Origin of the sequence: Pseudoclavibacter helvolus (assembly GCF_014191305.1) — a bacterium.
GTDB classification, from domain to species: Bacteria; Actinomycetota; Actinomycetes; order Actinomycetales; family Microbacteriaceae; genus Pseudoclavibacter; species Pseudoclavibacter helvolus.
The window spans coordinates 1-26,403 of sequence record NZ_JACHWJ010000005.1 but is presented as its reverse complement, the minus strand read 5'-3'; the positions used below and the strand labels follow the sequence as shown (position 1 = coordinate 26,403).

24 protein-coding genes, 1 tRNA gene and 1 pseudogene are annotated in these 26,403 nt (G+C 67.6%); 16 read left to right on the top strand and 10 right to left on the bottom strand.

Translation table 11 applies throughout. The features are described from left to right. Positions 1-101 precede the first annotated feature (101 nt). Positions 102-785: a hypothetical protein gene (locus FHX72_RS14810; RefSeq protein WP_183626093.1), complete on the top strand. Its 684-nt coding sequence runs from the start codon at positions 102-104 to the stop codon at positions 783-785. After that, on the top strand, positions 782-2,452 hold the full coding sequence (locus tag FHX72_RS19790) for a polysaccharide deacetylase family protein (RefSeq protein ID WP_183626091.1): 1,671 nt from the start codon (positions 782-784) through the stop codon (positions 2,450-2,452). Before FHX72_RS14810 ends, FHX72_RS19790 begins: the two co-directional genes overlap by 4 nt. Before the next feature lie 9 nt (positions 2,453-2,461). Here FHX72_RS19790 and FHX72_RS14800 read toward each other — a convergent pair whose 3' ends face one another. Both FHX72_RS14800 and FHX72_RS14795 read right to left on the bottom strand, forming a co-directional pair. After that, positions 2,462-2,854, bottom strand: a complete 393-nt coding sequence (locus tag FHX72_RS14800; protein WP_183626089.1) for a DUF1801 domain-containing protein — start codon at positions 2,852-2,854, stop codon at positions 2,462-2,464. A 62-nt stretch (positions 2,855-2,916) separates the two neighbouring features. Next, positions 2,917-3,525, bottom strand: coding sequence for an SDR family oxidoreductase (locus FHX72_RS14795; RefSeq protein ID WP_244964325.1), 609 nt, complete (start codon positions 3,523-3,525; stop codon positions 2,917-2,919). A gap of 115 nt (positions 3,526-3,640) precedes the next feature. Between FHX72_RS14795 and FHX72_RS14790 the strand changes: the two genes are divergently transcribed. Both FHX72_RS14790 and FHX72_RS14785 read left to right on the top strand, forming a co-directional pair. Next, positions 3,641-4,747 carry a glutathione S-transferase family protein gene (locus FHX72_RS14790; RefSeq protein WP_183626087.1) on the top strand — a complete coding sequence of 369 codons (1,107 nt, stop codon included), beginning with the start codon at positions 3,641-3,643 and terminating at the stop codon, positions 4,745-4,747. Continuing rightward, a complete protein-coding gene (locus tag FHX72_RS14785) occupies positions 4,744-5,256 on the top strand; it encodes a mycothiol transferase (RefSeq protein ID WP_183626085.1) in 513 nt (170 codons plus the stop codon). Before FHX72_RS14790 ends, FHX72_RS14785 begins: the two co-directional genes overlap by 4 nt. Before the next feature lie 39 nt (positions 5,257-5,295). Here the strand turns inward: FHX72_RS14785 and FHX72_RS14780 are convergent, their stop codons facing one another. Continuing rightward, positions 5,296-6,018 (bottom strand): aminoglycoside phosphotransferase family protein, encoded by a 723-nt coding sequence (locus FHX72_RS14780; RefSeq protein ID WP_183626083.1) that lies wholly within the window; start codon positions 6,016-6,018, stop codon positions 5,296-5,298. 25 nt (positions 6,019-6,043) lie between these two features. Then, complete coding sequence (locus tag FHX72_RS14775; RefSeq protein WP_156475545.1) at positions 6,044-6,193, bottom strand: hypothetical protein; 150 nt, start codon at positions 6,191-6,193, stop codon at positions 6,044-6,046. A 117-nt stretch (positions 6,194-6,310) separates the two neighbouring features. Between FHX72_RS14775 and cysK the strand changes: the two genes are divergently transcribed. Next, positions 6,311-7,267, top strand: a complete 957-nt coding sequence (cysK, locus tag FHX72_RS14770; protein ID WP_183626081.1) for a cysteine synthase A — start codon at positions 6,311-6,313, stop codon at positions 7,265-7,267. A gap of 71 nt (positions 7,268-7,338) precedes the next feature. On the opposite strand, the gene FHX72_RS14765 is transcribed toward cysK, so the two are convergent. From FHX72_RS14765 to FHX72_RS14750, 4 genes are all read right to left on the bottom strand, one after another. Next, positions 7,339-7,412: transfer RNA gene (locus FHX72_RS14765), tRNA-Pro, on the bottom strand. Positions 7,413-7,497: 85 nt separating this feature from the next. Continuing rightward, positions 7,498-10,026: a transglycosylase domain-containing protein gene (locus FHX72_RS14760; RefSeq protein ID WP_068476792.1), complete on the bottom strand. Its 2,529-nt coding sequence runs from the start codon at positions 10,024-10,026 to the stop codon at positions 7,498-7,500. A 4-nt stretch (positions 10,027-10,030) separates the two neighbouring features. Next, entirely contained in the window at positions 10,031-10,993 is a 963-nt protein-coding gene (locus tag FHX72_RS14755; RefSeq protein WP_068476794.1) for a metallophosphoesterase, read from the bottom strand. A gap of 34 nt (positions 10,994-11,027) precedes the next feature. Then, positions 11,028-13,550 carry a transglycosylase domain-containing protein gene (locus tag FHX72_RS14750; protein WP_183626079.1) on the bottom strand — a complete coding sequence of 841 codons (2,523 nt, stop codon included), beginning with the start codon at positions 13,548-13,550 and terminating at the stop codon, positions 11,028-11,030. 98 nt (positions 13,551-13,648) lie between these two features. Here FHX72_RS14750 and FHX72_RS14745 point away from each other — a divergent pair, with 98 nt between their 5' ends. Both FHX72_RS14745 and FHX72_RS14740 read left to right on the top strand, forming a co-directional pair. Continuing rightward, positions 13,649-13,813 carry a Sp36 family protein gene (locus FHX72_RS14745; RefSeq protein WP_167349022.1) on the top strand — a complete coding sequence of 55 codons (165 nt, stop codon included), beginning with the start codon at positions 13,649-13,651 and terminating at the stop codon, positions 13,811-13,813. Continuing rightward, positions 13,810-14,271 (top strand): RidA family protein, encoded by a 462-nt coding sequence (locus FHX72_RS14740; RefSeq protein ID WP_068476798.1) that lies wholly within the window; start codon positions 13,810-13,812, stop codon positions 14,269-14,271. The genes FHX72_RS14745 and FHX72_RS14740 overlap by 4 nt, the downstream gene beginning before the upstream one ends. Positions 14,272-14,397: 126 nt before the next feature. Here the strand turns inward: FHX72_RS14740 and acs are convergent, their stop codons facing one another. Next, positions 14,398-16,365, bottom strand: coding sequence for an acetate--CoA ligase (acs, locus tag FHX72_RS14735; protein WP_183626070.1), 1,968 nt, complete (start codon positions 16,363-16,365; stop codon positions 14,398-14,400). Between the two features lie 328 nt (positions 16,366-16,693). Beyond that, on the bottom strand, positions 16,694-17,767 hold the full coding sequence (locus tag FHX72_RS14730; protein ID WP_183623125.1) for an IS630 family transposase: 1,074 nt from the start codon (positions 17,765-17,767) through the stop codon (positions 16,694-16,696). Positions 17,768-18,084: 317 nt separating this feature from the next. Here FHX72_RS14730 and FHX72_RS14725 point away from each other — a divergent pair, with 317 nt between their 5' ends. The 9 genes and pseudogenes from FHX72_RS14725 to FHX72_RS14685 form a co-directional block, all read left to right on the top strand. After that, positions 18,085-19,257, top strand: coding sequence for a TadA family conjugal transfer-associated ATPase (locus FHX72_RS14725; RefSeq protein ID WP_183626068.1), 1,173 nt, complete (start codon positions 18,085-18,087; stop codon positions 19,255-19,257). After that, positions 19,254-20,294: a pilus assembly protein gene (locus tag FHX72_RS14720; RefSeq protein WP_244964313.1), complete on the top strand. Its 1,041-nt coding sequence runs from the start codon at positions 19,254-19,256 to the stop codon at positions 20,292-20,294. The genes FHX72_RS14725 and FHX72_RS14720 overlap by 4 nt, the downstream gene beginning before the upstream one ends. An 87-nt stretch (positions 20,295-20,381) precedes the next feature. Then, complete coding sequence (locus FHX72_RS14715; protein WP_082775001.1) at positions 20,382-20,600, top strand: DUF4244 domain-containing protein; 219 nt, start codon at positions 20,382-20,384, stop codon at positions 20,598-20,600. Beyond that, the gene (locus FHX72_RS14710; RefSeq protein ID WP_183626066.1) at positions 20,597-20,959 is read left to right on the top strand and encodes a TadE/TadG family type IV pilus assembly protein; all 363 of its coding nucleotides are present in this window, start codon (positions 20,597-20,599) and stop codon (positions 20,957-20,959) included. The genes FHX72_RS14715 and FHX72_RS14710 overlap by 4 nt, the downstream gene beginning before the upstream one ends. Beyond that, the gene (locus FHX72_RS14705; RefSeq protein WP_183626064.1) at positions 20,956-21,306 is read left to right on the top strand and encodes an Rv3654c family TadE-like protein; all 351 of its coding nucleotides are present in this window, start codon (positions 20,956-20,958) and stop codon (positions 21,304-21,306) included. The genes FHX72_RS14710 and FHX72_RS14705 overlap by 4 nt, the downstream gene beginning before the upstream one ends. Before the next feature lie 152 nt (positions 21,307-21,458). Beyond that, a complete protein-coding gene (gene topA, locus FHX72_RS14700; RefSeq protein WP_338110144.1) occupies positions 21,459-24,353 on the top strand; it encodes a type I DNA topoisomerase in 2,895 nt (964 codons plus the stop codon). Continuing rightward, entirely contained in the window at positions 24,350-24,988 is a 639-nt protein-coding gene (tmk, locus tag FHX72_RS14695; protein ID WP_183626060.1) for a dTMP kinase, read from the top strand. Before topA ends, tmk begins: the two co-directional genes overlap by 4 nt. A gap of 2 nt (positions 24,989-24,990) precedes the next feature. Continuing rightward, positions 24,991-26,160: a DNA polymerase III subunit delta' gene (locus FHX72_RS14690; RefSeq protein WP_183626058.1), complete on the top strand. Its 1,170-nt coding sequence runs from the start codon at positions 24,991-24,993 to the stop codon at positions 26,158-26,160. Beyond that, a pseudogene (locus FHX72_RS14685) lies at positions 26,157-26,403 on the top strand (hypothetical protein); the annotation flags it as partial. The gene FHX72_RS14690 and the pseudogene FHX72_RS14685, both read left to right, overlap by 4 nt.

Genomic DNA, 26,403 nt, shown 5'->3' with positions numbered 1-26,403 from the left:
CTGGCGCTTGGCGGGAAGTTCCGCGTCATCACGGGGTAGGGCCGCCACGGAATCAGTAGCCTGGTGGGACCCGCCCGCGCCCCCGACCGCTCGGAGCCCCGATGACGACCTCGCACAGTGCCGCCCCCGAGCACAGTGCCGCCCCCGAGCGCACTCGTAGCCCCTGGCTGTATGTCGTGCTCGGAGTTGTGCTCGTCGCGGCGCTCGCGGTGCTTGGGTTCTTCTTCGGCGGATCGCTCCTCACGCAGATGACGAGTCGGGCGGCGGAGGCAGACGAGACGGTCACCGTCGGGAGCGACGAGGCCGCGGTCTCGGTCGTCGCGCCGACGGGCTGGGTCATCGTGCCCCATTACTTCGGCACAGACGTCGTGACGCTTCGCAGCCCGGATGCCCGCCTCGAGATCACCCTGCAGGTGCCGGATGCTCCCCAGTCGCTGGTGGAGGCCGCCCAGGCGGGGTCCGCCGAGACATTCGAGGCCCTTACCGACGAGAGCGACGCACTGGAAGGGGTGCCCTTCTCCGGCTCTGAGAACCTGTTCTGGATTGACGAGACACCCAAGGAGGGGCTGCTTGTGCGGCACGCGAGCGTCGAGTACGCGACCCCGGTCGCTGAGGGGCAGGGCGCTCCTGGCGTCATGGTCGGTTCCGTGGCGTTCGCCAGCGTCGGTTCCGGGGCAGAGCCTTCGCACGCGTCTGTGGTGTTTTCCGCCGAGGCCGAAGATCTTGAGCTGTACCGCCCCGCGATCGCCCAGATTCTCGAGAGCATCGGCGGGCCGGTCGCGTGACGGCTGGAGGTCAGCGCTCGCGGGCCCAGCGCACGCAGCCCCGCCCGCTCCGCCGCCTGATTGCAGGTGCGATGCTCGCGGCGGCGACGCTCGCGCTCTCGGCCTGCACACCCGCGCCGGACCTCGCCTGGCAGCCGCCCGTGCGCGCCGCCGTCACGAGCTTCGACGAGGCCGCGGGCGACGTTGCCGGCGGGGAACCCGGCGCGACGCCGCTCGACCACTACCGCATCCGTGACTCCGCACCCGCCGTGGACGCGAGGTGGACGGAGGTGCCGGGGCAGACCGATCTGAATGCGCGCATCCGCTCGCTGGTCGTCGATAGCGTCGGTGCGTTCGCGACACGACTCGGCACCGCGTACGCGCCCGAGGCCGCCGCGGCAGGCGCCGGGCTCGGCAGCCGAGGCTGCGAGGCTGGCTCGAGCAGCACACCGGCAGCCGAGGTGCTCGCCCAGGGTGGCGCTACCGAGGGGGAGGCACTGGTCATCACGTGCGAGATCGTCGTCGCGAGCGGTAGCGAGTTCGGCGAACGCGTGCGGGTCGTCGAGGGAACCGTTGGCTCGACGCCGGCCGTGACGCGCGACGAGAGCTTCGTGTTCTTCGCCGACACCGCCACCGCCCAGCAGGCCGGCGGCGCCGATGTCATCACCGCCGACGCGGCCCTCGCCATCTGGAACGAGCTTGTGCTCGCCGCCCGGCGCGAACTCGGCGCGCTCTGGGACACGCAGGTCGCACCGCCGAGCGAGGCGCACGCGGCCGTGCTCGCGCAGGGCTTCGCCGACGTCACGCCGACCCCGGACGGCGGCCTGCGCATCGGTATCCCCGCTGGCCTCCTCACCCCAGAGATGGACGTGTCCGGAGGCGAAGGCGCGGCCCCGCCCGTCTCCCCGGACGGCGAGACCACGCTGGTGGTTGGCGAGCCTATCGCCCATCGCTTCCCGAGCATCCACATCGGTCCGGAGGCCGCGTCGCCCATGCTCACCGACCTGGGGCGGGAGCTCGTCGCCGCTTCGGCGACGCCCCTGCCGCTCATCGCCGGCGAGCGGCCACTCGCGGGCGACCGAACTGTCGACTGCGACCTCTTCCCGTGCGTCGCGCTGACCTTCGACGATGGGCCGGCTCCGGTCACGACGACGCTGCTCGACCAGCTCCGTGAGCACGATGCCACCGCCACGTTCTTCCTCGTCGGCCCGAACGTCCAGCGACACCCCGAGATCGCGCGTCAGATTGACGACGACGGTCACCAGCTCGGCAACCACTCGTGGACGCATCCGCAGTTCACGACCCTCGACGACAAGAAGATCGAGGAAGAGGTCAAGAAGACGAACGACGCCATCGTCGCCGCGACGGGCGAGCGGCCGAGCGTCTTCAGGCCGCCGTACGGTGACCTCGACGCCCGTGTGCTCACGAAGCTCGGCATGCCGGCGATCCTGTGGGACGTCGACACGCTCGACTGGGAGGGGCCGCCCCACGAGACGCTGGTCGACAGGGGCGCAAACGAGGCTCAGGCGGGGTCGATCATCCTCATGCACGACATCCACGACTCGACGGTGGATGCGGTGCCGGAGATCCTCACCGGGCTGCACGATCGTGGGTTTGTGCTCGTCACGGTCGAGCAGATCTTCGGAGGCGCCCCGGCCTCCGGCAACAGCTACACCTCGGCGCGCTAGGCCTGCAGCTTAGGCTCTGACCTGCGCGGCCCAGGAACGCACGATGCCCGCGAGGGCGCCTCGCGCATCCTCGAACTCGGCGATGCTGCAGAACGACGCGACGGCGCGGTTGCGGTCAGGCCACTTGAGCAGCTTGGCGGGGGCATCGACCGCCACCTCGGGATGCTCCGGCTTCACCTTCGCGCCGGTGTGGAGCACGAGCTGCACGGCCGTCGGGCGGCGCAGGCTGAGCGTCGCGAAGTCGTCGGCGACCTCGTAGTTCGGCGCCTTCCACTTGATGCTCTCGACGACCTCGGGGTGCGAGTCGAGGAGCACTTCCCGCAGGCCGAGCGCGACCTCAAGCAGCGGATGCTCGAGCTCGGCGAAGTAGGCGTCAACTTCTGGAGACGGGGTGGCGGTCATGCCGCCAGCGTAGCCCTGGGGCCGGCTGGCGGCTCGACCGCGTGCGAGGGGCCGGGGGCTCGCTAGTACTTCGCCGACTGACCGCCATCGATGGGGACAACAGCCGCGTTGATGTAGCTCGCGTCGTCGGAAAGAAGGAACGCGACAGCCGCGCCGATCTCGTCGGGCTGGCCGTAGCGCTTCGTCGGGTTGATCTGGATGAACTGCTCGGCGGCCTTCTCCGGGTGCTCGGCGTCGAGCTGGCGCATGGAGTTCTCGACCATGGGAGTCCAGATGGCACCGGGCGCGATGGCGTTGATACGCACACCGAACTGGCCGTACTCGATGGCCGAGTTCCGGGTGAGGCCAACAACCCCGTGCTTTGCGGCGGCGTAGCCCGACTGGTTGCCGACGCCGCGGATGCCGCCGACGGACGCCGTGTTCACGACAAAGCCGTAGCCCTGCTCGCGCATGACCTTGAGCACCTTCTCGAGGCCGAGGAAGACGCCGCGGAGGTTGATGGCAATGACGCGCTCGAACTCAGCGGCGCCGAAGTCCTCGGTCAGGTTCTGGCGGCCCTCGATGCCGGCGTTGTTGAAGAAGCCGTCGATGCGGCCGAAGCGCTCGAGCGTCGCCGCGACGTAGGCGTCGGTGTCGGCTTCGCTGGAGACATCTGTTGCATCGCCCGGCAGTCGCAGGACGACACTTTAGTTATGTCATGAGTCAGTGAATTTATTCCGAACCCGCCGGGGCGTCCTGCGACACCGCCCCCAGGGAGCATCCACATCCGCTTCCTAGGATTGGTGCATGACTCAGGCGACACAGGATGCACGGCCAGGCGACGAACAAGCGGCCAGCGAGGAAGCGGCGGAGCAGGGCGTGTACTCGAAGGCCGGGCAGCCCTTCGACCGCGACACGAACTACATCGGCGACCGCATCACGAAGAACGCGCGCTCGGTCGGCGAGGGCATCCAGACCTGGCCCGTCGAGGCTGGTCGTTACCGGCTCGTCGTCGCCCGCGCCTGCCCGTGGGCGAACCGCGCGACGATCGTTCGCAGGCTCCTTGGCCTCGAGGACGCTATCTCGATGGGCATCTGCGGTCCCGTGCACGACAAGCGCTCGTGGACGTTCGACAAGGACCCGGGCGGGCTCGACCCGGTGCTCGGCATCCCGCGCATTCAGGACGCCTATCTGAAGCGCTTCCCCGACTACCCGCGAGGCATCACGGTTCCGGCCATCGTTGACGTGCCAAGCGGCGGCGTCGTCACCAACGACTACCCGTGGATCACGCTCGACTTCTCGACCGAGTGGACGGAGTTCCACCGTGACGGGGCGCCAGACCTCTACCCGGAGGCGCTCCGCGACGAGATGGACGCCGTCATGAAGCACATCTACACGGAGATCAACAACGGTGTCTACCGCTGCGGCTTCGCGGGCTCGCAGGAGGCCTACGACGAGGCCTACGACCGCCTCTTCACCGCGCTCGACATCGTCTCGGAGCGCCTCGAGACCCGTCGCTACCTCATGGGCGACACCATCACGGAGGCCGACGTGCGGCTCTTCACCACGTTGGCGCGCTTCGACGCCGTCTACCACGGGCACTTCAAGTGCAACCGGCAGAAGCTCAGCGAGATGCCGGTGCTGTGGGCGTACGCGCGCGACCTGTTCCAGACGCCCGGGTTCGGCGACACGACCGACTTCGTCGACATCAAACGCCACTATTACGACGTGCACCGCGACATCAACCCGAGTGGCATCGTGCCGGCAGGCCCCGAGCTGCACAATTGGAACCTGCCGCACTTCCGCGAGCAGCTCGGCGGATCGCCGTTCGGCGACGGCACCCCGCCAGGCCCGAACCTCGAGCCCATCGAGGCCGACCACGACCTCGTGCACCTCGGACGGTCGCGCGCATGAGCGTCGACGCACGCGACGTGCTCGACGACTTCGCGAGCCGCCCCGTCGAGGCAGCCGAACGGTTCGCGGGCAAGCTGACGGCCGAGGCCCTCAACGCCCACCCTGGCGGCCACGACAACTCCATCGCCTGGCTGCTCTGGCACACCGGCCGCGAGATCGACGTGCAGCTCGCGGCGCTCGCGGAGGTCGACGAGGTGTGGCCCTCGCAGGGGTTCGACGCCCGCTTCGGGCTCGGTAAGCTCGGCGACACCGTCGGCTACGGGCACTCGCCCGCCGACGCGCGTGCCGTGGTCGTGGATGACGCGGCGCTGCTGCTCGACTACCTGCGGGCGACGACGGACGCACTGCGCGCGCACATCCGCTCGCTCAGCCCGGATGCCCTCGGCGACATCATCGACGAGAACTGGGACCCGCCCGTGACTCGTGCGGCCCGCATCGTGAGCATCATCGACGACGCGGCTCAGCACGTCGGCCAGGCGGCCTACGCCGCGGGGATCCTGCGGGGCTGAGGCCCCAGGGCCTCGCGGCCCGGTTGGGCCGTCGGATGCTCAGATATCCGACAGGGCCTTTGCGATCGCGAGGTGCAGCGTCACGAGCGTCGGCCATCCCTCCTCGGCAACCTGGTGCGCGTTGAGCACGGCGTGCGCGGTGCACCATTCCCTGGCGTCGTCGAGATCGATGCCAGCCTCGTCGCTGATGAGCTCAACCCTGCTGCGGACCTCGGCGTGCATGAGCGCGCCACCTCGGTAGTCGTCGACTCGAGTGCGCAGCGCTGGGTACACCTCGAAGCCCGACGGCCCCGCGACGGGCTTCGGGTCGATCGCCAGCCACGGCTCCCGCTCGGCCGCGAGCACGTTGCCGTAGTGCAGGTCCAGGTGCAGCAGCTTCGGCTCGTAGGGTCGCGAGTCGAAGGTGTCGAGTGCGCGGTCGACCCAGCGGCGGGGCACCGACGGAGGATATGCGCGGAGCGGCTCGATCCATCCGCTCGCCTCCTCGCGGAAGTCGGGGACGGAGTGCGCGGGAGCGACGTTCAGCCGACGCAGGAGCCCGCCTATGGTCCGGCAGGCATCGTCGGTCTCGATCGAGTGCAAGTCACGGGTGGAGTCGAGCGGCTCCAGGAGAAGAGCGAAATCAGCCGGGTGCGCGGCTGTGAGACGCACGATTCCATTGCCCTTCCAGTGGCGGAGCCCGAGGTGCTCGGCGGCGGCCTCCTGGTGCGGCCAGCTCAGCTTCAGCATCTGCGGCTCACCTCGCCGCGTGACCGGCAGCACGACCGCGTTGTGGCCGTTGCTCGATTCACCGGCGACCGGTGAGGTCCCAGGCGTCCAGGCGCTCGTCTATGAGCGCAGGTAGCCTCGCGAGCCACGCGTCGCCGTCGTCGCCGACATCCGCGGGGCGCCCCGTCAGGCGGCGCACGAGGTCGTCCGGGATCAGCACGAGGGCCACGCGTTCGGCATGGGCCGAAAGTACACCATGCCGAGCGACCGCCCGCTGGCCCGGCGAGGGTTACGTTGTTCGGCCTGCACGAGTGACCCGGCCGTCCTGAGGTGTCATCCTGCTGGCATGACACGCATCGCCGCATCCCTCGCAGAGCTGGTCGGGGGCACTCCGCTGCTCGACGTCACCGCCGCCGTCCACGGAGCACGCGCACGCATCCTGGCGAAGCTCGAGTTCTTCAACCCGGCGTCGAGCGTCAAAGATCGCACGGCGCTGGCGATCGTGCGGGCGGCGGAGGCGGACGGGCGTCTCAGGCCGGGCGGCACGATCGTGGAGGCCTCGAGCGGGAACACCGGCATCGCGCTGGCCTGGATCGGAGCTTCGCTCGGCTACCGCGTGATCATCGCACTGCCAGAAGACGTGTCGCTCGAACGCCGGGGTCTCCTCGCCGCTCTCGGCGCGGAGGTGGTGCTGACACCGGGCGTTGACGCCATGGCAGGCGCGAACCAGCGTGCCGGTCAGATCGTCGAGGCGACGCCGGGCGCCTTCCTTTCAGGGCAGGGCGGCAACGCCGCAAACCCGGCGACGCACCACGACACGACGGGGCCCGAAATCTGGCGCGATACAGACGGGGGCGTGGATGCGCTGGTAGCGACCGCGGGAACCGGCGGCACGGTCACGGGCGCCGGGTCGTTCCTGCGAGAGCAGAAGCCGGGCATCCACGTCGTCGCCGTCGAGCCCGCCGAGGCGCCCGTGCTCAGCGGCGGGGAGTTCCAGCCGCACCTCATCCAGGGCATCGTTGGTGGGAACGGAATCCCGCCCGTTCTGGACCTCGACGTGGTCGACGAGATCATCGCGGTGCCCGGGGCTGACGCCTACGAGGCAGCCCGCGGACTCGCGCGCTCGCACGGCCTGCTCGTGGGCATTTCCTCCGGCGCCGCGCTGCTGGCGGCAGCCGAGCTCGCACGACGTGAGGCATTTGCCGGCAAGACCATCGTCGCCGTCTTCCCGGACGGGGGAGAGCGTTACCTCTCGACCGGGCTCTACGAGGGGCGGACACCGCAAGCCGGACAACGAGTCTGAGGGCGACGCGACAGGGCGCGGGTGTGCGCACAAAAAAGGCCCGAGTTCGCGTGCGAACTCGGGCCCATTTGTCGGGGTAGCGGGATTTGAACCCACGACCTCTTCGTCCCGAACGAAGCGCGCTACCAAACTGCGCCACACCCCGATCGCTCACCGCTGAGCGGCGAACTCCCCAAGAGTACCCGAAGGTTGCTCGCGCCGCCAACCGAGGGCGCGAGCAACGAGAACTCCTAGGGCCCTGACGAGACGAACAGTCTGATCTGGCCGGTCGGCTCGATCGGCGTGCCCGTCGAGGGGTCGGTTCGGATGACCTGACCGCTCGGCACGGTGGCGTTCTTCTCAGCGATGACGGTCACCGTTCCACTGAAGCCGGCGCCTGCGAGGAGCGCCGTAGCTTCATCCTGCGTCTTCCCGGCGACGTCGGGGGCGAGCAGCCCGCGAGTGGCGTCCTCGGGCAGCGCGGAAGGGTGGATGGTGATGGTCGTGCCCTTGTCGACGCGTGTGTTCGCGGTCGGCAGGGTATTCGCGACGCTGCCAGGGGACTGGTCGGAGTCGACAGACGGCCCAATCGAGACGCCGAAGCCGAGGCCTTCGAGCACCTGCCGCGCCTCCTCCGTGGAACGACCCGTCAGATCCGGGACAGTCGCGAGGACAAGCGCGTCCTCGTCTTCGACGTACTCGGGGAAGGCGCCGCCGCCATAGGTGCTCATCGCGTGCCCGATGATCTCGTTGAAGAGCACGTGACGGGTCTGGCTCCCCGCCGCGAGCGGCAGGTCGACGTCGTACATGGGCAGCAGGCCGTTGGCGTTGCCGACCCAGACGGCGAGGCCGACCTTCGTCGTCGCGCCGACCATCCACGTCTGCAGGCCGTTGTCGGTGGTTCCCGTCTTGCCGATGAGCGGCACGATGCCAGGGTTCGACCGGGAACCGGTGCCTCCCTCGACAACACCCGCAAGGGCCTCGTCGACACCTGCGGCTACCTGCGGCGTAACGGCTTGGATGCAACGCGACTCTGGGCCCGCAACCTCGGTGCCGTCGCGCAGCGTGACGCGGTCGATGCCCGTCGGTGTGCAGGTGACGCCGCTGTTGGCGAGTCCAGACATGACGGTCGCCATCGAAAGCGGGGCCATCTCGTTAGCGGCGCCCAGGATTGCCGAGGGCAGGGAGGAATTGATAGCTCCGTCTGCGCGGTGGCCACCAAGGGCCATCGCGGTGTCGCGGATGCGGCACTGGTCGAGGCGCTCAGCCATCGACACGTAGGCGGTGTTGATTGATGACGCCGTCGCCGACTTCACCGACACCGTGCCAACCCGCTGGCCGCTGTCGTTGGTGGGTGCCCAGGGCCCGTCGGTCTCCGCCTCGCACGTGTTGGAGAAGTCCTCCTGGTAGAACGTTCGGTTCTGTCCGGGGATGGACGAGTACAGCGACTTCCCGGAGGCGAGCCATTCGGCGAGCGTGAAGATCTTGTAGGTCGAGCCGGTCTGGAAGCCCGTCGAGCCGCCGTACTCGTAGTCCGCGTTGTAGTTCACTGAGGTCACGCCAGGGAGGCCCTGGTTCTCGGCCACCTCGCTGAACTGGGTGTTCTGCACCATCGCGAGGATCCGCCCAGTTCCGTTCTCGACCATGGAGGCGGCCGCTCCGAGCTCGGTGCCGGGGTAGGTCGCCGGTACCGCGTTCTGCATGGACTGCGTTGCGACGCCCTGCATATCGAGGTCGAGCGACGTGTAGATCTTGTAGCCCTTGCCGGCGAGGTTGAACATCCGCTCCGCCTCAGTGGCGCCGAAGGCCTCGTCCTGGAGCACGGAGAGCTGCACGAACTTGCAGAAGTACTTCGCGTTACCTTCCGCGAACTCGCAGCCGTGGTTCGGGTCCTTGACGTTGGGCTCGACGGGTAGCGCGATGGTGGCCTCGTAAGTCGCCTGGTCGATGGCGCCTTCCTCCATCATGCGCATGAGGATGTAGTCGCGCCGCTCCTTGTTGCCGGCGATGTTCTCTTCGCGGTCGAGGCGGTACGCGTTCGGCTCCTGCACGATGGCGATGAGGCTTGCTGCCTCCTGAAGATTGAGGTCGAGCGCTGGCTTGCCGAAGTAGCGCTGGGCGGCCGACTCGATGCCGTACGTGGTGCCACCGAAAAGAGCGATGTTGAGGTAGCCCTGGAGGATCTCGTCCTTCGAGTACTGCTGCTCAACACCGATGGCGAGACGCATCTCCTGGAGCTTGCGGCCCGTGTTCGGGTCGGTCGCCTCGATGTACGCCTTCTCGCTCTCGGCGGGGTCGAGGATCGCCTCGGCCTCCTGCACGCGGACGTTGCGGACCCACTGCATCGTGATGGTGGATGCGCCGGCCGACGCGTCGCCGATGACCGAGGTCACGAGTGCGCGGGCGGCGGAGATGACGTCGACGCCGTCGTGCTCGCGGAAGCGCGGGTCTTCCACCGAGATTGCCGCGAGCGGCACCCACGGGGAGATCTGGTCGAGGGGAACCTCGATGCGGTTCTGGTTGTAGAACTGGGCGAACTTGACGTCCTGGCCGCCCTGCTTGGCGTAGAGCTCGGTGACCTGCTGGAGTTCGTTGATCTCCAGGTAGTCGGGGAGGCTCTCGAAGAGGTTGATGGAGCTGTTCTCCGCGATGTTGGCGACGGAGACGAGCGGAGTTACCAGTGCGGTGATCAAGACGGCGGCAAGGCCGCTCACCCCGACCAGTCCGAGGACGCGGGTCAGAGGACCGCGCTTCCAGCTTCCACGTTTCTTTGTTGCCATGGCGTCACGATACCCGGGGTAGGAAGGTCAGGAGAGTCGCCTCAGGCGGGCACGCGAATCGCACGGGTGCGTAGATCGACGTGCCGAGGCCTGCGGAGACGTGGAGAGCGGCGCTGCGGCCGCGCGAAGTCCACGTGCTCAGGCCCTTGACCTGTTCGCGTGGAATGTCGCAGTTGGTGACGAGCGCGCCGTAGCCGGGCACACAGACCTGGCCGCCGTGCGTGTGGCCGGCGAAGATCGCATCCGCGCCCAGATCGACGAGGCCGCTGAGCACCCGCTGGTATGGCGCGTGCGCGAGCGCGATGGTGAGGTCCCAGTCCTGGCCCTCTGAAGCCTCGCGGAGCGCTTCACTCGTCGCGGCGAAGTCGTCGCCGTCGATGTGCGGATCGTTGACGCCGAAGAAGCGGATGCGCCTGCCTGCGACCTCGAGGACGGCCGCCATGTTGTTGAGCGGCGTCCAACCGAGACGGTTGAAGTGGCCAGTGAGACTCTTCGTGTCGAGGTGCGGGGCCTTCTTCGCGACGTGAGCCGAGTGACCGAAGTACGTGAAGGGGTTCTTGAGGACTGGGCCCAGGTAGTCGTTGGAGCCGTAGACATGCACGGAGGGGATCCCCTCGAACGGCTCCAGCATGTGGGCGACGGTCGGGACAGCATCCACGTGTCCGAGGTTGTCGCCCGTGCCCACGACGAGGTCGGGCTTCAGAGCGGCGAGGCCCCTGACGAACTCCTGCTTCTTGCGCTGCCAGGGAGCGACGTGGAAGTCGCTCAGGTGCAGCACGCGCAGCGGAGCTGAGCCGGGGGGCAGGATGCGGGTCTCGACCCGGCGGAGACGGAAGGCCCGGCGCTCGATCATCGTGCCGTAAACGGCGGTCGCCGCCCCCACCCCGAGAAGGGTGAGGGCGACGGCGCTGGCAGGTCCGAGACGGGAAGTTCTCCCGGAGCTTGAGTTGGCGAGTGAATCCGCCATGGTGAAACTCGTTTCAGTTGGTGCGATAGCCGCTTTACGGGCCGGAGGAGATGTAGACCTGGATGGATCCGCTTCGCTCGAGCTCTGAGCCCGGCGCCGGATCGGTGCGGATCACTTGCCCGCTCGGAACGGTCGCGTTCTTCTCCGTCAGGATCGACATGGTGCCGCTGAACCCGAGCTGCGAGAGCGTCGACTGTGCCTGCTCTTGGGTCTGCCCCGCGAGATCAGGCGCGACTAGCGTGTTTGTGGTCGGCTGCGTCTCGGGGCCGCGTGACGGGTTGATCGTGATCGTCGTGCCCTGCGTGACCCGAGTGTTGGCGCTCGGGAGCGTGCTCGCTACGGTGCCCTCCGGCTGGTCCGACTCGACGGGGTTGCCGACCGAGACGCTGAAGCCGAGGCCCTCCAGCGAGGTCTTGGCCTCCGCGGTGGACTTGCCGGTCAGGTCCGGAACCGTGACCTGCTCGTTCTGGACCGCACTGCCGGTCGGCTGCGGGAAGGCGTCGCCCCCGTACACGCGCATCGCCTGCGCGATGACGTCGTTGAAGATCACGTGACGGGTCTGGTTGCCTGCCGCGCGCGGGAGGTCGACGCCGTACATGGGCACCTGGCCGCTGGCGTTTCCGACCCAGACGGCGAGGCCGACCTTCGTCGTGGCACCGACCATCCACGTCTGCAGTCCGCTGTCAGTGGTGCCTGTCTTACCCATGAGCGGCACGATGCCGGGGTTGGAGTTGTTGCCGGTTCCACCGTTGACGACGCCCTGCAGTGCCGAGGTCACACCAGCAGCGACTTCTGGGGTCACTGCCTGGTTGCACGTCGACTTGGGCGCCTCGATCGCTGAGCCGTCGCGCAGCGTGATGCTGTCGATCGCGATGGGCGAGCAGGTGACGCCGCCGTTCGCGAAGCCGGCGACGGCAGTTGCCATGGAGAGCGGTGCGATGGTGTTGGTGCCAAGCACGGCGGCCGGGTTCGACTCGTTCACGGCGCCATCGGCGCGGTGCGCGCCCATGGCCATGGCAGTGTCACGGATGCGGCACTGGTCGAGCTGCTCGGCCATCGCGACGTACGCCGTGTTGATCGAGGACGAGGTCGCCTGTCGGACGGAGACGTTGTTGACCTTCTGCCCACCGTCGTTCGTGGGCGACCAGGAGCCGCCGTCGGCGCCGAGGCAGGAGTTCTGGAAGTTGATGAGGTTGAACGCCCGGTCCTTGGCATTCACCGAGGCGTTGAGGGACTTCCCAGACGCCAGCCACTCGGCGAGCGTGAACATCTTGTAGGTCGATCCGACCTGGAAGCCCGTCGATCCGCCGAAGTCGTAGTCGGTGTTGTAATTCACCGAGGTGTAGCCCGGTTGGGCGGCCAGCTCCTCCGTGTCCCCGAACGCAGTGTTCTGGACCATCATGAGGACTCGTCCCGTGCCTTCCTCAACCATGGAGGCGGCCGATCCCATGTCCATGCCGTCCACGTACGCGGGGACCGCCGAGGCCATCGTCGCCTGCCCCTGCGCCTGCATGTCGAGGTCGAGGGTCGTGTGGATCTGGTAGCCCTTGGTCTGGAAGTTGAACTGCCGTTCCTCGTAGGTCTCGCCAAACGCCGGGTCCTGCACCATCACGAGCCTGACATAGTCGCAGAAGTACTGGGCGTTGCCCTCAGCCGCGCCGCAGCCGTGCTTCGGCTCCGTGGGGTGAGGCTCGACGGGCGTCGCAACGGTCGCCTCGTAGGTCGCCTGGTCGATCGCGCCTTCTTCCATCATGCGCATGAGGATGTAGTCGCGGCGGACCTTGTTCGCCTCGATGTTCTCTGGCACGTCGAGGCGGTAGGCGTTCGGCTCCTGCACGATCGCGATGAGGCTCGCCGACTCCTGAAGGTTCAGGTCGAGCGCCGACTTGCCGAAGTAGCGCTGCGCGGCCGACTCGATGCCGTAGGTCGTGCCACCGAACAGGGCGATGTTGAGGTAGCCCTGGAGGATCTCGTCCTTGGAGAACTGCTTCTCGACGCCGATCGCGAGGCGCATCTCCTGGAGCTTGCGCCCGGTCGTCGTCTCGGTCGCCTCGAGGTAGGCCTTGTCGCGCTCCTCTTCGTTGGGGATCGCTTCTGCCGTCTGCACGCGCACGTTGCGGACGTACTGCATCGTGATGGTGGATGCGCCTGCCGCGCCATCGCCGATCACGGACTGCGCGAGCGCGCGTGCGGCGGAGATGACGTCGACGCCGCCGTGCTCACGGAAGCGCGGGTCCTCCACCGAGATCGCAGCCTGTGCGACGTATGGGGAGATCTGGTCGAGCGGGACTTCCTCGCGGTTCTGGTTGTAGAACTCGGCGAACTTCTGTCCGTTGGCGGCGTACAGCTCGGTCTTCTGCTGAAGCGAGCCGATCTCGAGGTACGTCGGCAGGTTCTCGAACAGCGAGATCGTGCTGTTCGCGGCGACACCGGTGACGGCTATAAGTGGGGTGATCATGGCCGTGACGAGCACGCCCGCGACTCCGCTCATCCCGAGCAGCCCTAGGAGGCCACCCAGAATGTTGCGTTTGGGCGCCCCTGGATTCGTGACAGACATAGGATCAAGGGTAAGTCACACCCGCTTGCGGCGTCTTCAGGAGTGTTCAATGAGAACCCCATGAGATGCCTGAGCGCTCACCGCACAGGAGGACGTCCATGCAGAAGTGGGAATATTTCATCACCCCGCTCCCGTTGCACACCCCCACTGTCATCCTCAACAACTGGGGTGCTCAGGGCTGGGAACTGGTGCAGGTTTCCACGAATGCCGAGGGCGGATCAGTCGCCTACATGAAGCGTCCGATCGCAGGGGAGCAAGCATGAGCCAGGTTGAAGAGCGTCTCGGCGCAATGGGGCTCGCGGTCCCACCGGTCGCTGCCCCGGTCGCCGCCTATGTCCCTGCCGTCGAGCACGGCGGCCTCGTCTACACGTCCGGCCAGCTGCCCTTCATCGAGGGAGCCCTCCCAGAGACGGGAAAGGTCGGCGCTGAGGTGCCTCGCGACGACGCCATCGAGTTCGCTGCCTTCGCCGGCCTCAACGCCCTCGCGGCGATCAAGTCGGTCATCGGCGACCTCGACCGCGTCACGCGCGTCGTGAAGGTCACCGTTTACGTCGCCTCCGCGCCAGACTTCACCGAGCAGCCGCTTGTCGCCAACGGGGTCTCCGAGATGCTCGGGCTCGCCTTCGGCGACGCGGGTACGCACGTTCGCGCAGCCGTCGGCGTGGCCGTTCTGCCGCTCGACTCGCCCGTCGAGGTCGACCTCATCGTCGCGTACGAGTAGCGAGCTCTTCACGAAGCTGTCAACCGAGCAGCTACACAGGCCGAAGCCCTGCATCCCTCTTCCGAGAGGTGCAGGGCTTCGGTCGTTCCAGCGCGCGCGGTGGTTGCGTCGTCGCGGCCGCTCCGGTCAGTCGTCGTCTGCGGTTCCGGATGTGACTCCGGCCGAGATCGCCGACATCACGGAGGCGTCGGTGAGGGTTGTGGTGTCACCGACGGCCTTGCCGTCCGCCACGTCCCGCAGCAGGCGGCGCATGATCTTGCCTGAGCGGGTCTTCGGGAGTTCCGCGACGACGTACACCTGACGAGGACGCGCGATCGCACCGATCTTCGACGACACGTGCGAGCGCAGCACCTGTGGCGCATCCGACGCTTCGATCTCCGCCTTCTTGCTCTCCTTCAGGACGACAAACGCGACGACGGCCTGGCCGGTCGTCTCGTCGCTCGCGCCGACGACCGCCGACTCGGCGACAAACGGGTGGTCGACAAGCGCCGACTCGATCTCGGTGGTTGAGAGCCGGTGGCCCGAGACGTTCATGACGTCGTCAACCCGGCCGAGCAGCCACAGATGCCCGTCCTTGTCGACACCCGCTCCGTCGCCCGCGAAGTAGCGGCCAGGGAACTGCGACCAGTAGGTCTCGATGAACCGCTTGCGGTCGCCGTAGATGCCGCGCGTCATGGATGGCCAGGGCTCCGTGATCGTGAGGAGGCCCATCTCGCCTGGGTTGACGCGCTCGCCCTTGTCGTCGACGACCTCGACAACCACGCCGGGCACTGGAACCTGCGCTGCGCCAGGCTTCAGGGCGACCTGGCTCGGGATCGCGGAGATCATGATGGCGCCCGTCTCGGTCTGCCACCACGTGTCGACCACCGGGACCCTGTTGCCGCCGATGACTTCTCGGTACCAGGCCCAGGCCTCAGGGTTGATCGGTTCGCCCACCGAGCCGAGGAGACGGATGGACGAGAGGTCGTACTTCGCGGGAATCTGCCTGCCCGACTTCATGTAGCCGCGGATGGCGGTGGGTGCCGTGTAGAAGATCGTGACGCCGTACCGCTCGATGATGTCGAACCAGCGGCCCAGGTCGGGGGTGTCGTGCGTGCCCTCGTACATGACCTGCGTCGCACCGTTGGCAAGCGGGCCGTAGACGAAGTAGCTGTGGCCGGTAACCCAGCCGACATCGGCGGAGCACCAGTAGACGTCCTGCTCCGGTTTGAGGTCGAAGATCGTGCGGTGAGTGAAGGATGTCTGCGTCAGGTACCCGCCCGTGGTGTGCAGCAGCCCCTTTGGCTTCCCAGTGGTCCCCGAGGTGTACAGGATGAACAGGGGGTGCTCGGCGGGGAAGGGCTTGGCGACGTGCTCGTCGCTGACCTGTGCGATCTCCTCGTGCCACCACAGGTCTCGCCCGGGGGTGAGCGTCGGGTCGTTGTCGGCGCGACGGACGACGAGCACGTGCTTGACGGTGTGCCCCTCCGCCTCGAGCGCCGCATCCACGGTCTCCTTGAGCGGGAAGACCCGCCCCTTGCGTATGCTGCCGTCGCTCGTGATGACGAGCTTGGCGTTCGCGTCCTCGACGCGGCTGCGGATCGAGTCGGCGCTGAAACCACCGAAGATGACCGAGTGAACGGCGCCGATGCGCGCGCAGGCGAGCATCGCGACGACAGTCTCGGGGATCATCGGCATGTAGATCGCCACGACATCCCCCGCAGTCACGCCAAGACTCTCGAGTAGGTTCGCGGCTCGCTTCACCTCTCCGAGCAGGTCGGCGTAGGTGATGGTGCGCTTGTCGCCGGGCTCGCCCTCCCAGTAGATCGCGACGCGGTCGCCGTTGCCGGCGATCACGTGACGGTCGACGCAGTTGAAGCTCGCGTTGAGCATGCCGTCGCCGAACCACTTGGCGAAGGGGGCGTCGCTCCAGTCGAGGACCTCGGTGAACGGCGTCGACCAGTGAAGTTCCCTGGCTTGGTCAGCCCAGAAACCGAGTCTGTCTTCTTCTGCGCGTGCCGCGAGGTCTGCGGGCACGGGGGAGGAGGACGTGAAGTCGTCGCTTGGCGGGAAGGTCTCGAGGTCTTCCAGGAGGTGTTCGATCTTGTCAGCCACCACAGGTCCTTTCGCGTCATTGCGATCCGGCACCGCCTCGTTGCGGCGCAGCGTGCCAGCAGTCTACGGAGCCAGCATGTGCCGCGACTCCCGCCTTTCGGGGGGATTGGCGAGGGGCTTACGGCCCACCGAGTCGTGCGGCTCGGACAAGAAGTGAATCGTGATCTGTGCCAAACATCCCGAATTCTGTGCCACCCGGATGGGCATTCGCTCGGCGTGTCGCGAGTGAAAAGCGCGACCAGATCCGTGATTCCATGCGGAAGCGCGGGCTGTGGTCGAACTTTTTCGATTGCGAGGGGCATGGATACTTTTCCGGACGAAATATGTACTAGTGTCGCGTTTCTGAAGTTGGTTGACGGTTCGCTTTCGCGAGGATCTCGTCGCTGGTCTTGGTCCAGACGAATGGGTGCTTTCGGTCGTTCCAGCCAGTGATGAACTGCCGGATCTTCGCGTTGAGGTCTTTCACCGAGGTGAAAATCCCGCGACGGATCGCTTGCCGGTCGATGATCCCGAACCACACCTCGACCAAGTTCAACCACGACCCGGACGTCGGCGTGAAATGAACGTGGAAGCGGGGTCGTTTCTCGAGCCAGGTCTTGACCTCTGGCGTTTTGTGGGTGGCGTAGTTGTCCATCACGAGGTGCAGGTCCCGTTCCGGGTAGGCGCGGTCGAGTTGCCGGAGGAACGAGAGGAACTCTTGCCGGCGATGCTTGGGTTTGACCGCTCCGGTGACGTGTCCGGTCGCGACGTCTAATGCAGCGAACAGTGTGGTCGTGCCGTGGCGCTTGTAATCATGCGTGCGCTTCTCGGTGTCCCCGATCCGCATCGGCAGCATGGGTGCGGTCCGGTCAAGGGCCTGGATCTGGGACTTCTCGTCCACGCAGAGCACGATCGCGTTCTCGGGCGGCGCGAGATACAAGCCGACAACGTCGGTGACCTTCCCGACGAGCTCCGGGTCGGTCGAGAACTTGAACGTCTCCGACTTCCATGGCTGCACCCCGTACTCCCGCCACGCCCTGGCCACCGTCGCGTTCCCAACCCCCAGGCGCTGCGCGAGCAGGCGCGAGGACCAATGTGTCACGCCGTACTTCTTCGGCGGGGCCGTCAAGGTCGCTGCCACGATCTCGGCATGATCGAGATGCTTCGGCCGGCCAGAGCGCGGCGCATCGGAGAGCCCCGCAATTCCGGCCTCGGCATACCGTTTCCGCCACTTCCACACCGAGGTCGTCGTAGTCCCAACCTCGGCCGCGATCCGCGAGTTCGCGACACCTTCCGAGGCGAGCAGCACGATCCGCGCTCGCATCGACAGGCCCGCACGAATACTCGTCGACCGAGCCCACGACACCAACTCAACACGATCCACGTCAGGGAGTAGCAGAGCCGCAGCAGGAGAATTCGCCATTCCACATTCTCCCAAACACAAACCGTTTAGGAACTAACGACACGCAGCACTAGGATGGACATCGATGGTTTCGCTCTCTGTCGCAACTATCGTGGCTCTGCAGCAATCAACCCCCCCTGAACGCTGCATGAGCTGAGGCGCTCGGATATCCCCCTGTCCGGGCGCCTCTTCAGTTAACTGCGCGACGCCCGCGCACGGCGCGTCCGGCCGTGCTGGCGCGATGCGACTCTGACGACCTCGGCCCTGTGCAGAACGCGCACTCCACAGCGAAGATGCCCGCCACACCATGAGGTGCCCGGTGTTCCTACGCTTCGGGCATGTCATACGGCTCAGCTCCTGGTCCTGCGTCCGCTCAGCGCTTCGTCGCACGTCCGGCGGCTCAACGGGCGGCGTCACTCACGCTGCCGCCGCGGGCAGCCCTCTACGATGGCACGGCGCGCCCCGTGCGCTCGCTGACGCGAGGCCAAGCGGATGCGTTCGGCCCCCTGGCGGCGTTCGTTGCAGACGGCGAAGTGACCGACCTCTTCGTCAACGGTGCCGACGGGCTCTACGTCGACCGCGGGAGGGGCGCAGAGCGAGAGGAGTCCTGGCTCGCACCGAGCGAGCGCGCGCTTCGTGAGCTCGCCGTCCGAATCGTCGCAGCAGGCGGCAGGCACCTCGATGAGTCTGCGCCGTGCGTCGATGTGCGGATCGCGGATGGAATTCGCGTGCACGCCGTGCTCCCACCCGTCTCGATCTCCGGCACCCTCCTCTCGATCAGGGCGCCGAGGGTGCGCCAGCTCACGATCGCGCAGCTCGACCGGCAGGCGTTCTTCTCCCCGGGAGCCGAGGAGCTGGTCCGAGAGGCGGTGCGAGCGCGAGCGAACGTGCTTGTCACGGGAGCTGGAGGCAGCGGCAAGACGACGTTCCTCTCCGCCATGCTCTCGGAGGCCGACCCGCGAGACCGCATCATCGTGATCGAGGACGTGGCCGAGCTCCGCATCGCGCATCCCCACAGCGTCTCGCTCGAGGCGAGGCAGGCGAACATCGAGGGAGCGGGGAGCGTGCCACTCGAGCGTCTGGTGCGCGAGTCGCTGCGCATGCGCCCTGACCGCCTTGTGCTCGGAGAGTGCCGTGGCGCCGAGCTCAGGGAACTGCTGGCTGCGCTCAACACCGGCCACGACGGCGGCGCGGGCACGCTCCACGCGAACTCACTCGCCGACGTGCCGTCTCGGCTCGAGGCGCTCGGCGCGCTCGCGGGGATGACGCAGGATGCGGTGGCTCGGCAGACGGTGAGCGCGATCGATCTTGTGATGCACGTCGAACGCACGGCGGCAGGTAACAGAAGGCTCGCAGACATCGGAGAGTTCCTCCTCGACGACGCCGGTCGTCTTGCCGTCGTTTCGGTCAAGGGCCGCGAGTCGAAGAAGACAGGGAACGTCACGACCATCGCGCCGTCGCTCGCCGGCGGTCCTGAGGCCGGGCGCCGTCGAGATCCGGGGCGACCATGACGCGGCGCGACGTCGACGCTGCGGAACACGCCGCCGCGGTCGTCGAACGGCTCGCGGCGCTGCTCGCGGGAGGCGCGACGCCGGTCTCCGCTTGGCAGCACGTCGCGAGCTTCGCGGCTTTCGAGCATCCGCGTCTGCCTGACCACAGCGGGTGGGCGCGGCGCGCGCTGAGGGGCGAGGCCCGACTGAGGGCACGGCTCACTGGCACCTTGCAGGGCCGAGCAGGAGAGATCGAACCCGTCGAGGTGAGTGTTGCGAGGGGCATGCGCGCGGGGCTGAGCGTCGGGGCCATCCTGCGGGACCACGACCAGTCGAGCTGGCGAGCTCTCGGATGCGCCTGGTCGCTCGCGGAGCGCACCGGGGCGCCGCTCGCGCGGGGCCTCTCCGATCTGGCCCAGACCTTCCGTGATTTCGGTGCGGCCGAGCGCGAGGTGGAGCTCGCGCTCGCAGGCCCGAGCAGCGCGGCCCGTCTCGTCATGGGCCTGCCCGCCGTCGGCGTGCTGCTGGGCCTCGCCCTCGGTTTCGACAGCCTCGGGATTCTCCTCGGGACGCCGATCGGCCTCGCGTGCCTTGCAGGAGGCCTCGCGCTCATGCTCGCCGCCCAGCTCTGGAACCGGGCACTCATTGCGGCGGCGTCGAGACGAGAACCCCTGCCCGGCCTCGCTCTCGACCTGACGGCGCTCGGCATGCTCGGGGGCGCCTCCGCGCTCGCAGTGCTGCTCCACGTGCGTCGAGTCCTCGAAGACGCGGGTCTCGCCGGCACTCGGCTTCACCGCGCGCGGAAGCCGCCCGCCGAGAGCCGAGTCGAGCGCGTGCTGACTCTCGCCCGAGAGGCAGGCGTACCCGCGGCGTCGCTCCTCCGCAGTGAAGCGGCCCTCGAGCGTCGCGATGCGCGTTCGGTGTCGAGCAGAAATGCGACCGAGCTCGGCGTGCGCCTCATGCTGCCACTCGGGCTCTGCGTGCTCCCCGCTTTCCTGCTGCTCGGCGTCGCGCCGCTCATCCTCGCCGTCGTGACCCAGACCATCTCGCAGCTCTAGGCCGTGTCTGTCAATGTCTCGCCCTGAGCCGCCCCGGACGCTCGTGCCGAATTCGAACTGGCAATACGTAATAAGAGAGGTACACCCATGTTCCAGATCCAGAACCTCATCGAGCGATCGAACGCCCGACTGCTCGGGGTCCACCGCCGACTTCGCGACGAGGAAGGAGCCGCGACCGCCGAATACGCGATCGCCACGATGGCGGCTGTCGCCTTCGCGGGGCTGCTCGTCGTCATCATGCAGAGCGACGAGGTGCGGGGGATGCTCGAGAACATCATCCGGACCGCCCTCACGCTGGACGAATGATGCGCCGGGTGTTGCGATGGCGCCCGGCGTCGGCCAGGGGGTCCGCGACGGCGGAGTTCGCCATCGTCGCACCCGCCATCGTCCTGCTGCTCGCGTTCTGCCTCGCCGGGCTCCAGGGCGTTGTGGTGCAGGTCCGGCTCCAAGACGCCGTTGCCGACGCGGTGCGGCTCATCGCAAGAGGAGACGATGAGGAGGTCGCGCGCGACAACGTCCTTGCCCTGGTGCCATCCGCAGAGCTTGAGATCAGTCGACCGGACGACCTGGTCTGCGCACGCGCATCCACATCGCTCGAACTCGGCGAGCGCGAGCTCCCGATTCGCGTGGCCGCCCGGGCCTGCGCGCTTGGCGGGGGTCGATGAGCGCCGCAGGCCTGAGCGGGGAGCGCGGGGCCGGCGGCGTCGTCGTACTCGCAGTGGCGTTGCTCATCCTGGCCGTCACCGTGGGGGCGGTCAGCGTGCTGGCCGCCTTCCCGGCGAGGCAGTCGGCGCAGGCCGCGGCCGATGCTGGCGCACTTGCCGCCGCCGATGTCGCCTCTGGCCTCAGAAGCGGCGAACCGTGCTCCGAAGCGGCCCGAGTCGTGAGAGCGAACGGGGCATTCCTCGTGGAGTGCACGGTCAGCGGCCGTGAGGCCGTTGTGCGAGTTCGTGTAAAGTCCGGCCCGTTCGTCTTTTCGGAACCGTCGAGGGCAGGACCGCCGCCGAAATGAGAAGTCGTGAGGCGGAGCCGCCAGCAGTTGGAGGCCTTCCGTCCAGCCAGCCCGTCCATATAATGACGACGACGGGTGGCAACAGCCCCCACATCACTCCGGCCAGCCGGAATCGTCGTGCGAAAGCACGCAGACCCATCCAAGGAACGCTTGTGTCAGGCAGCAACACACTGGTCATCGTCGAGTCGCCGACCAAAGTGAAGAGCATCTCGCAGTATCTCGGTGATGACTACACCGTGCTCGCTTCTGTCGGCCACATTCGCGACCTCATCGAGCCCAAGAACCTCCCGCCAGAGCTCAAGAAGGGCTCGCTCGGGAAGTTCAGCGTCGACGTCGACAACGGGTTCGAGCCGTACTACGTGGTCTCCGAACAGAAGAAAAAGACCGTCGCCGAGCTCAAGCGAGCTCTGAAGGATGCGGACGAGCTCATCCTCGCAACTGATGAGGACCGCGAAGGAGAAGCCATCGCGTGGCACCTTCTCCAGGTGCTGCAGCCGAAGGTCCCCGTCAAGCGCATGGTGTTCCACGAGATCACCCGCGAGGCGATCGAAGCCGCGAAGGACCGCACCCGCGACATCGACGTCCACCTCGTCGACGCCCAGGAGACCAGGCGCATCCTCGACCGCCTCTACGGCTACGAGGTGTCGCCCGTGCTGTGGCGCAAGGTCGGCCCCGGCCTCTCCGCCGGTCGCGTTCAGTCGGCGGCAACCCGTCTCATCGTCGACCGCGAGCGTGAGCGCCTTGCATTCGTGAAGGCCAGCTACTGGGGTGTCGAAGCTCGCTTCGCACCAGAGCAGGGCAAGGAAGGCTCCGCCTTCGTGGCCCGCCTGACGAAGCTCGACGGCGAGCGCGTGGCAACCGGGCGCGACTTCGACGACCACGGTGTGCTCAAGAACTCGTCCGTGATTCTCGGTGAGGCCGAGGCGACGACGTTGACCGTGCAGCTCGCTGCGGGCACCGTCCCTGTCACCGTCTCCTCGGTCGAGTCCAAGCCGTACACGCGCCGTCCCGCCGCGCCGTTCACGACGTCGACGCTGCAGCAGGAAGCTGCGCGCAAGCTGCGCTTCACCGCACGCCAGACGATGAGCGTCGCGCAGTCGCTGTACGAAAACGGCTACATCACGTACATGCGTACCGACTCCTCTTCGCTCTCGTCGCAGGCGCTCAACGCCGCACGCACGCAGGCGGCCAAGCTCTACGGTGCAGAGACCGTTCCCGCGTCCCCTCGCCTCTACGGCTCCAAGTCGAAGAACGCCCAGGAGGCGCACGAGGCCGTCAGGCCGGCCGGGTCTACGTTCGCGTTGCCGAGCGAGCTCCGCCCCAAGCTCAGCCCCAACGACTTCAAGCTCTACGACCTCATCTGGAAGCGCACGATCGCCTCGCAGATGGCGGACGCCAAGGGCCAGACGGCGACCGTCACGATCGACGCATCTCCGGTCGACGTGTCTGACGCTCAGGGCACGGTCACGAGCCGGGTCGCGGAGTTCCAGGCATCAGGCACCGTCATCACCTTCCGGGGCTTCCTCGCCGCCTACGAGGAGGGCAAGGATGAGGCCCGCGACGACTCGACCACCGCCGAGGCCAAGCTACCGCCGCTCACGAAGGGGCAGAAGCTCGACCCCGAGACGGCTGAGGCGAAGAGCCACGAGACGAGCCCGCCGCCGCGCTACACGGAAGCAAGCCTCGTCAAGACCCTCGACGAGCTCGGCATTGGCCGCCCCTCCACGTACGCGTCCATCATCTCCACCATCATCGACCGCGGCTACGTCGCGCCCCGCGGCAGCGCCCTTGTCCCCAGCTGGACCGCCTTCTCCGTGGTTCGCCTCCTCGAAGAGCACTTCCACGACCTCGTCGAGTACAACTTCACGGCGCAGATGGAGGGTGACCTCGACCGGATCGCCGCCGGCTCAGAGCAGCGCAACGACTGGCTGCGTGGGTTCTACTTCGGCACGGAAGACCACAAGGGGCTCCGTGGTGTCATCGACAACCTCGGCGAGATCGATGCGCGCGAGATCAACTCCACGCCGCTCGCAGAGGGCATCGTCCTTCGCATCGGCCGCTACGGCCCCTACCTCGAGGTCGCGCCGGAGACGGAAGGCGAGACTCCCCGCCGCGTCAACGTTCCCGAGGACCTCGCTCCAGATGAGCTGACGGCCGAGAAGGCTGTCGAACTCGTCGAGGCCCCCATCCAGACCGACCGCGTCCTCGGCGTCGTCCCCGAGACCGGCAAGCGCATCCTCGTGAAGGATGGCCGATTCGGACCGTACGTGACCGAAGGCCCGTCTGAGGCAGAGGAAGCGGCCGCTGAAGCGGAGGCGAAAGCGAAGGCGCTCGCAGAGGAAGCCGAAGCGAAGGCCGCAGCAGCCGAGGGTCGACCCGTGAAGAAGCCGCGCGCCAAGAAGGCCGCCGCTGCCGACAAGCCGCGCACGGCGTCGCTCTTCAAGTCGATGATCCCGGAGCAGGTCACCTACGAGCAGGCCATCGGGCTGCTCGAGCTGCCGCGCGTGGTCGGCGCGGACTCCGAGACGGGCGCCGAGATCACGGCACAGAACGGCCGCTACGGCCCGTACTTGAAGAAGGGCACCGACACGCGGTCGCTCACCAGCGAGGATGAGATCTTCACGGTGACGCTCGAGGCGGCGCACGAGCTCTTCGCGCAGCCGAAGTATGGCGCTCGCACCACAAAGGCGGCCATCAAGGAATTTGAAGCCGACCCGGTGAGTGGCAAGCCGATCAAGATCAAGGACGGCCGCTTCGGCCCATACGTGACCGACGGCGAGACGAACGTGACGGTGTCACGGGGCGCGAACCCCGAGGACGTCACGTTCGAGGAGGCCGTGCAGATGCTCGCCGACAAGCGTGCCAAGGGACCGGTGAAGCGCAAGACGACGGCGGCGAAGAAGCCAGCAGCCAAGAAGCCGGCTGCGAAGAAGCCCGCCGCCAAGTCTGCGGCCGCCAAGACGACGGCGGCGAAGAAGCCAGCGGCCAAGCGCGCACCGGCCAAGAAGCCGGCAGCCAAGGCCAGCGAAGCAGCAACCACCGAATGACGGGTCTCTTCATCACGCTCGAGGGCGGCGACGGGGCAGGTAAGTCGACGCACTCTGGCCTGCTCGAGAACTGGCTGACCTCGCTCGGCAAGACGGTCGTGCGCACCCGCGAACCCGGCGGCACCGACCTCGGCGCCGACATTCGCGAGCTCGTGCTGCACCGAAAGGGGCACATGGATGCGCGAGCAGAGGCACTCCTGTACGCCGCCGACCGCGCGCACCACATCGCGACCGTCGTCCGCCCGGCGCTCGAGCGCGGCGAAATCGTGGTGCAGGACCGCTACCTCGACTCGTCGATCGCCTACCAGGGCACTGGGCGCGAACTTGGTGCCGACGAGGTCAGGGACCTCTCGCTGTGGGCGGCGCGCGGTCTGCTCCCAGACCTCACGGTGCTCTTCGACCTCGACCCGGAGGAGGGGCGCCGACGCATCGGCGCCACCCGTGGCACCTACGACAGGCTCGAAGCCGAATCGAAAGCCTTCCACGACTCCGTGCGCACGGCCTTCCTCGGCCTCGCATCCGCAGACCCCGACAGGTTCCTCGTGATAGACGCAACTCAGCCGCGCGAGCACGTGGCCGAACGCATCCGCACCCGCGTCGCCGAGCTCCTCGAGCGGCGACCGGCAGGCGTCTAGCCATGACCGTGTGGGACGACCTCTCAGGTCAAGATGACGCCATCGCCCTGTTCACGAACGCGGCAAAGGCCTCCAAGCGAGGCGCCGTCGATACAAGTGGCATGACCAACTCCTGGCTCATCACCGGCCCTCCAGGTTCAGGTCGGAGCAACATGGGCTACGCCTTCGCGGCAGCGCTCCTGTGCCCGAACGACGGATGCGGGGTGTGCCCGTCCTGCGTGCAGGTGCGTGCTCGCTCGCACCCTGACCTCACGGCAGTCGTCACTGAGACCGTGCAACTCGACATCAAGACGGCGCGTGAGCTCGTGGAACGCGCATCGATGTCGCCCATGACGGGGCGCTACCGGGTCATCATCGTCGAGGACGCAGACCGCATGGTGGCGCGCACGTCGAACACCCTGCTCAAGGCCATCGAGGAGCCGCCGGAGTCGACGGTCTGGGTGCTCTGCGCGCCGAGCGAGGCCGACCTGCTGCCCACGATCCGCTCGCGCGTGCGCAGCGTCCGCCTGCGCGTGCCAGAGGTGCGCGACGTCGCTGGGCTGCTTGTGCGACGCGACGGCATCGAACCGGACATCGCCCTCCGCGCGGCGCGCGAGGCTCAGAGCCACGTCGGCATGGCCAAGCGGCTTGCCACCAGCGAGGAAGCCTGGGGGCGGCGCGACGCGTCGCTCGACGGCCTCCTCGACATCCGCACGACCGGCGATGCCGTCCGCAAGGCCGCGCAGCTCGTTACGATCGCCGACGAGGACGCGACCGCCAACGCGGCGGACCGCGACGACAAGGAGCGGGCCGCGGCATTCCTGTCGCTCGGGCTCACGCCGGGGCAGGCGGTGCCGAGGCAGCTTCGAGGGCAGATCCGCGAGCTCGAGGAGCACCAGAAGCGCAGGGCCAAGCGCGGCCAGGTCGACGCGATCGACCGCATCCTCACCGACTCCGTCTCCCTCCTGCGCGACCTGCTCATGCTCCAACTCCAGCTGCCGGTCGAGCTCGTCAACGAGCACAGAAGACACGAACTGGAAGCAGCGACGAACTCCCGCAGCTCGGACGACGTGCTCACGAGCATCGACGCGGTCAGCAAGGCCAGAGCACGACTCGCCGCAAACGTGCCCGTCGCGCTTGTCCTGGAGGCATTCTTGATCAGCTGGACGCCGAAGCAACAGGGAGCATCATGAAGACACCGACCACCCGTCGTCGCGTCGCGTCGCGCGGCATCGGCGCCTCGCTCCTGACTGGCGCCGCGATCTTCGTGCTCAGCGGATGCACGCTCATCACAACGCTCGCAGGCGGCGGCTCCGGAGGGGGGAGCGGCCCGCAGGAGGACGTCGACGTCATCCCGACCGGGCTTGAGCCGAGCATCCAGGCGTTCTACGAGCAGGACCTCGACTGGGATGCCTGCGGCAACGGGCGAGAGTGCG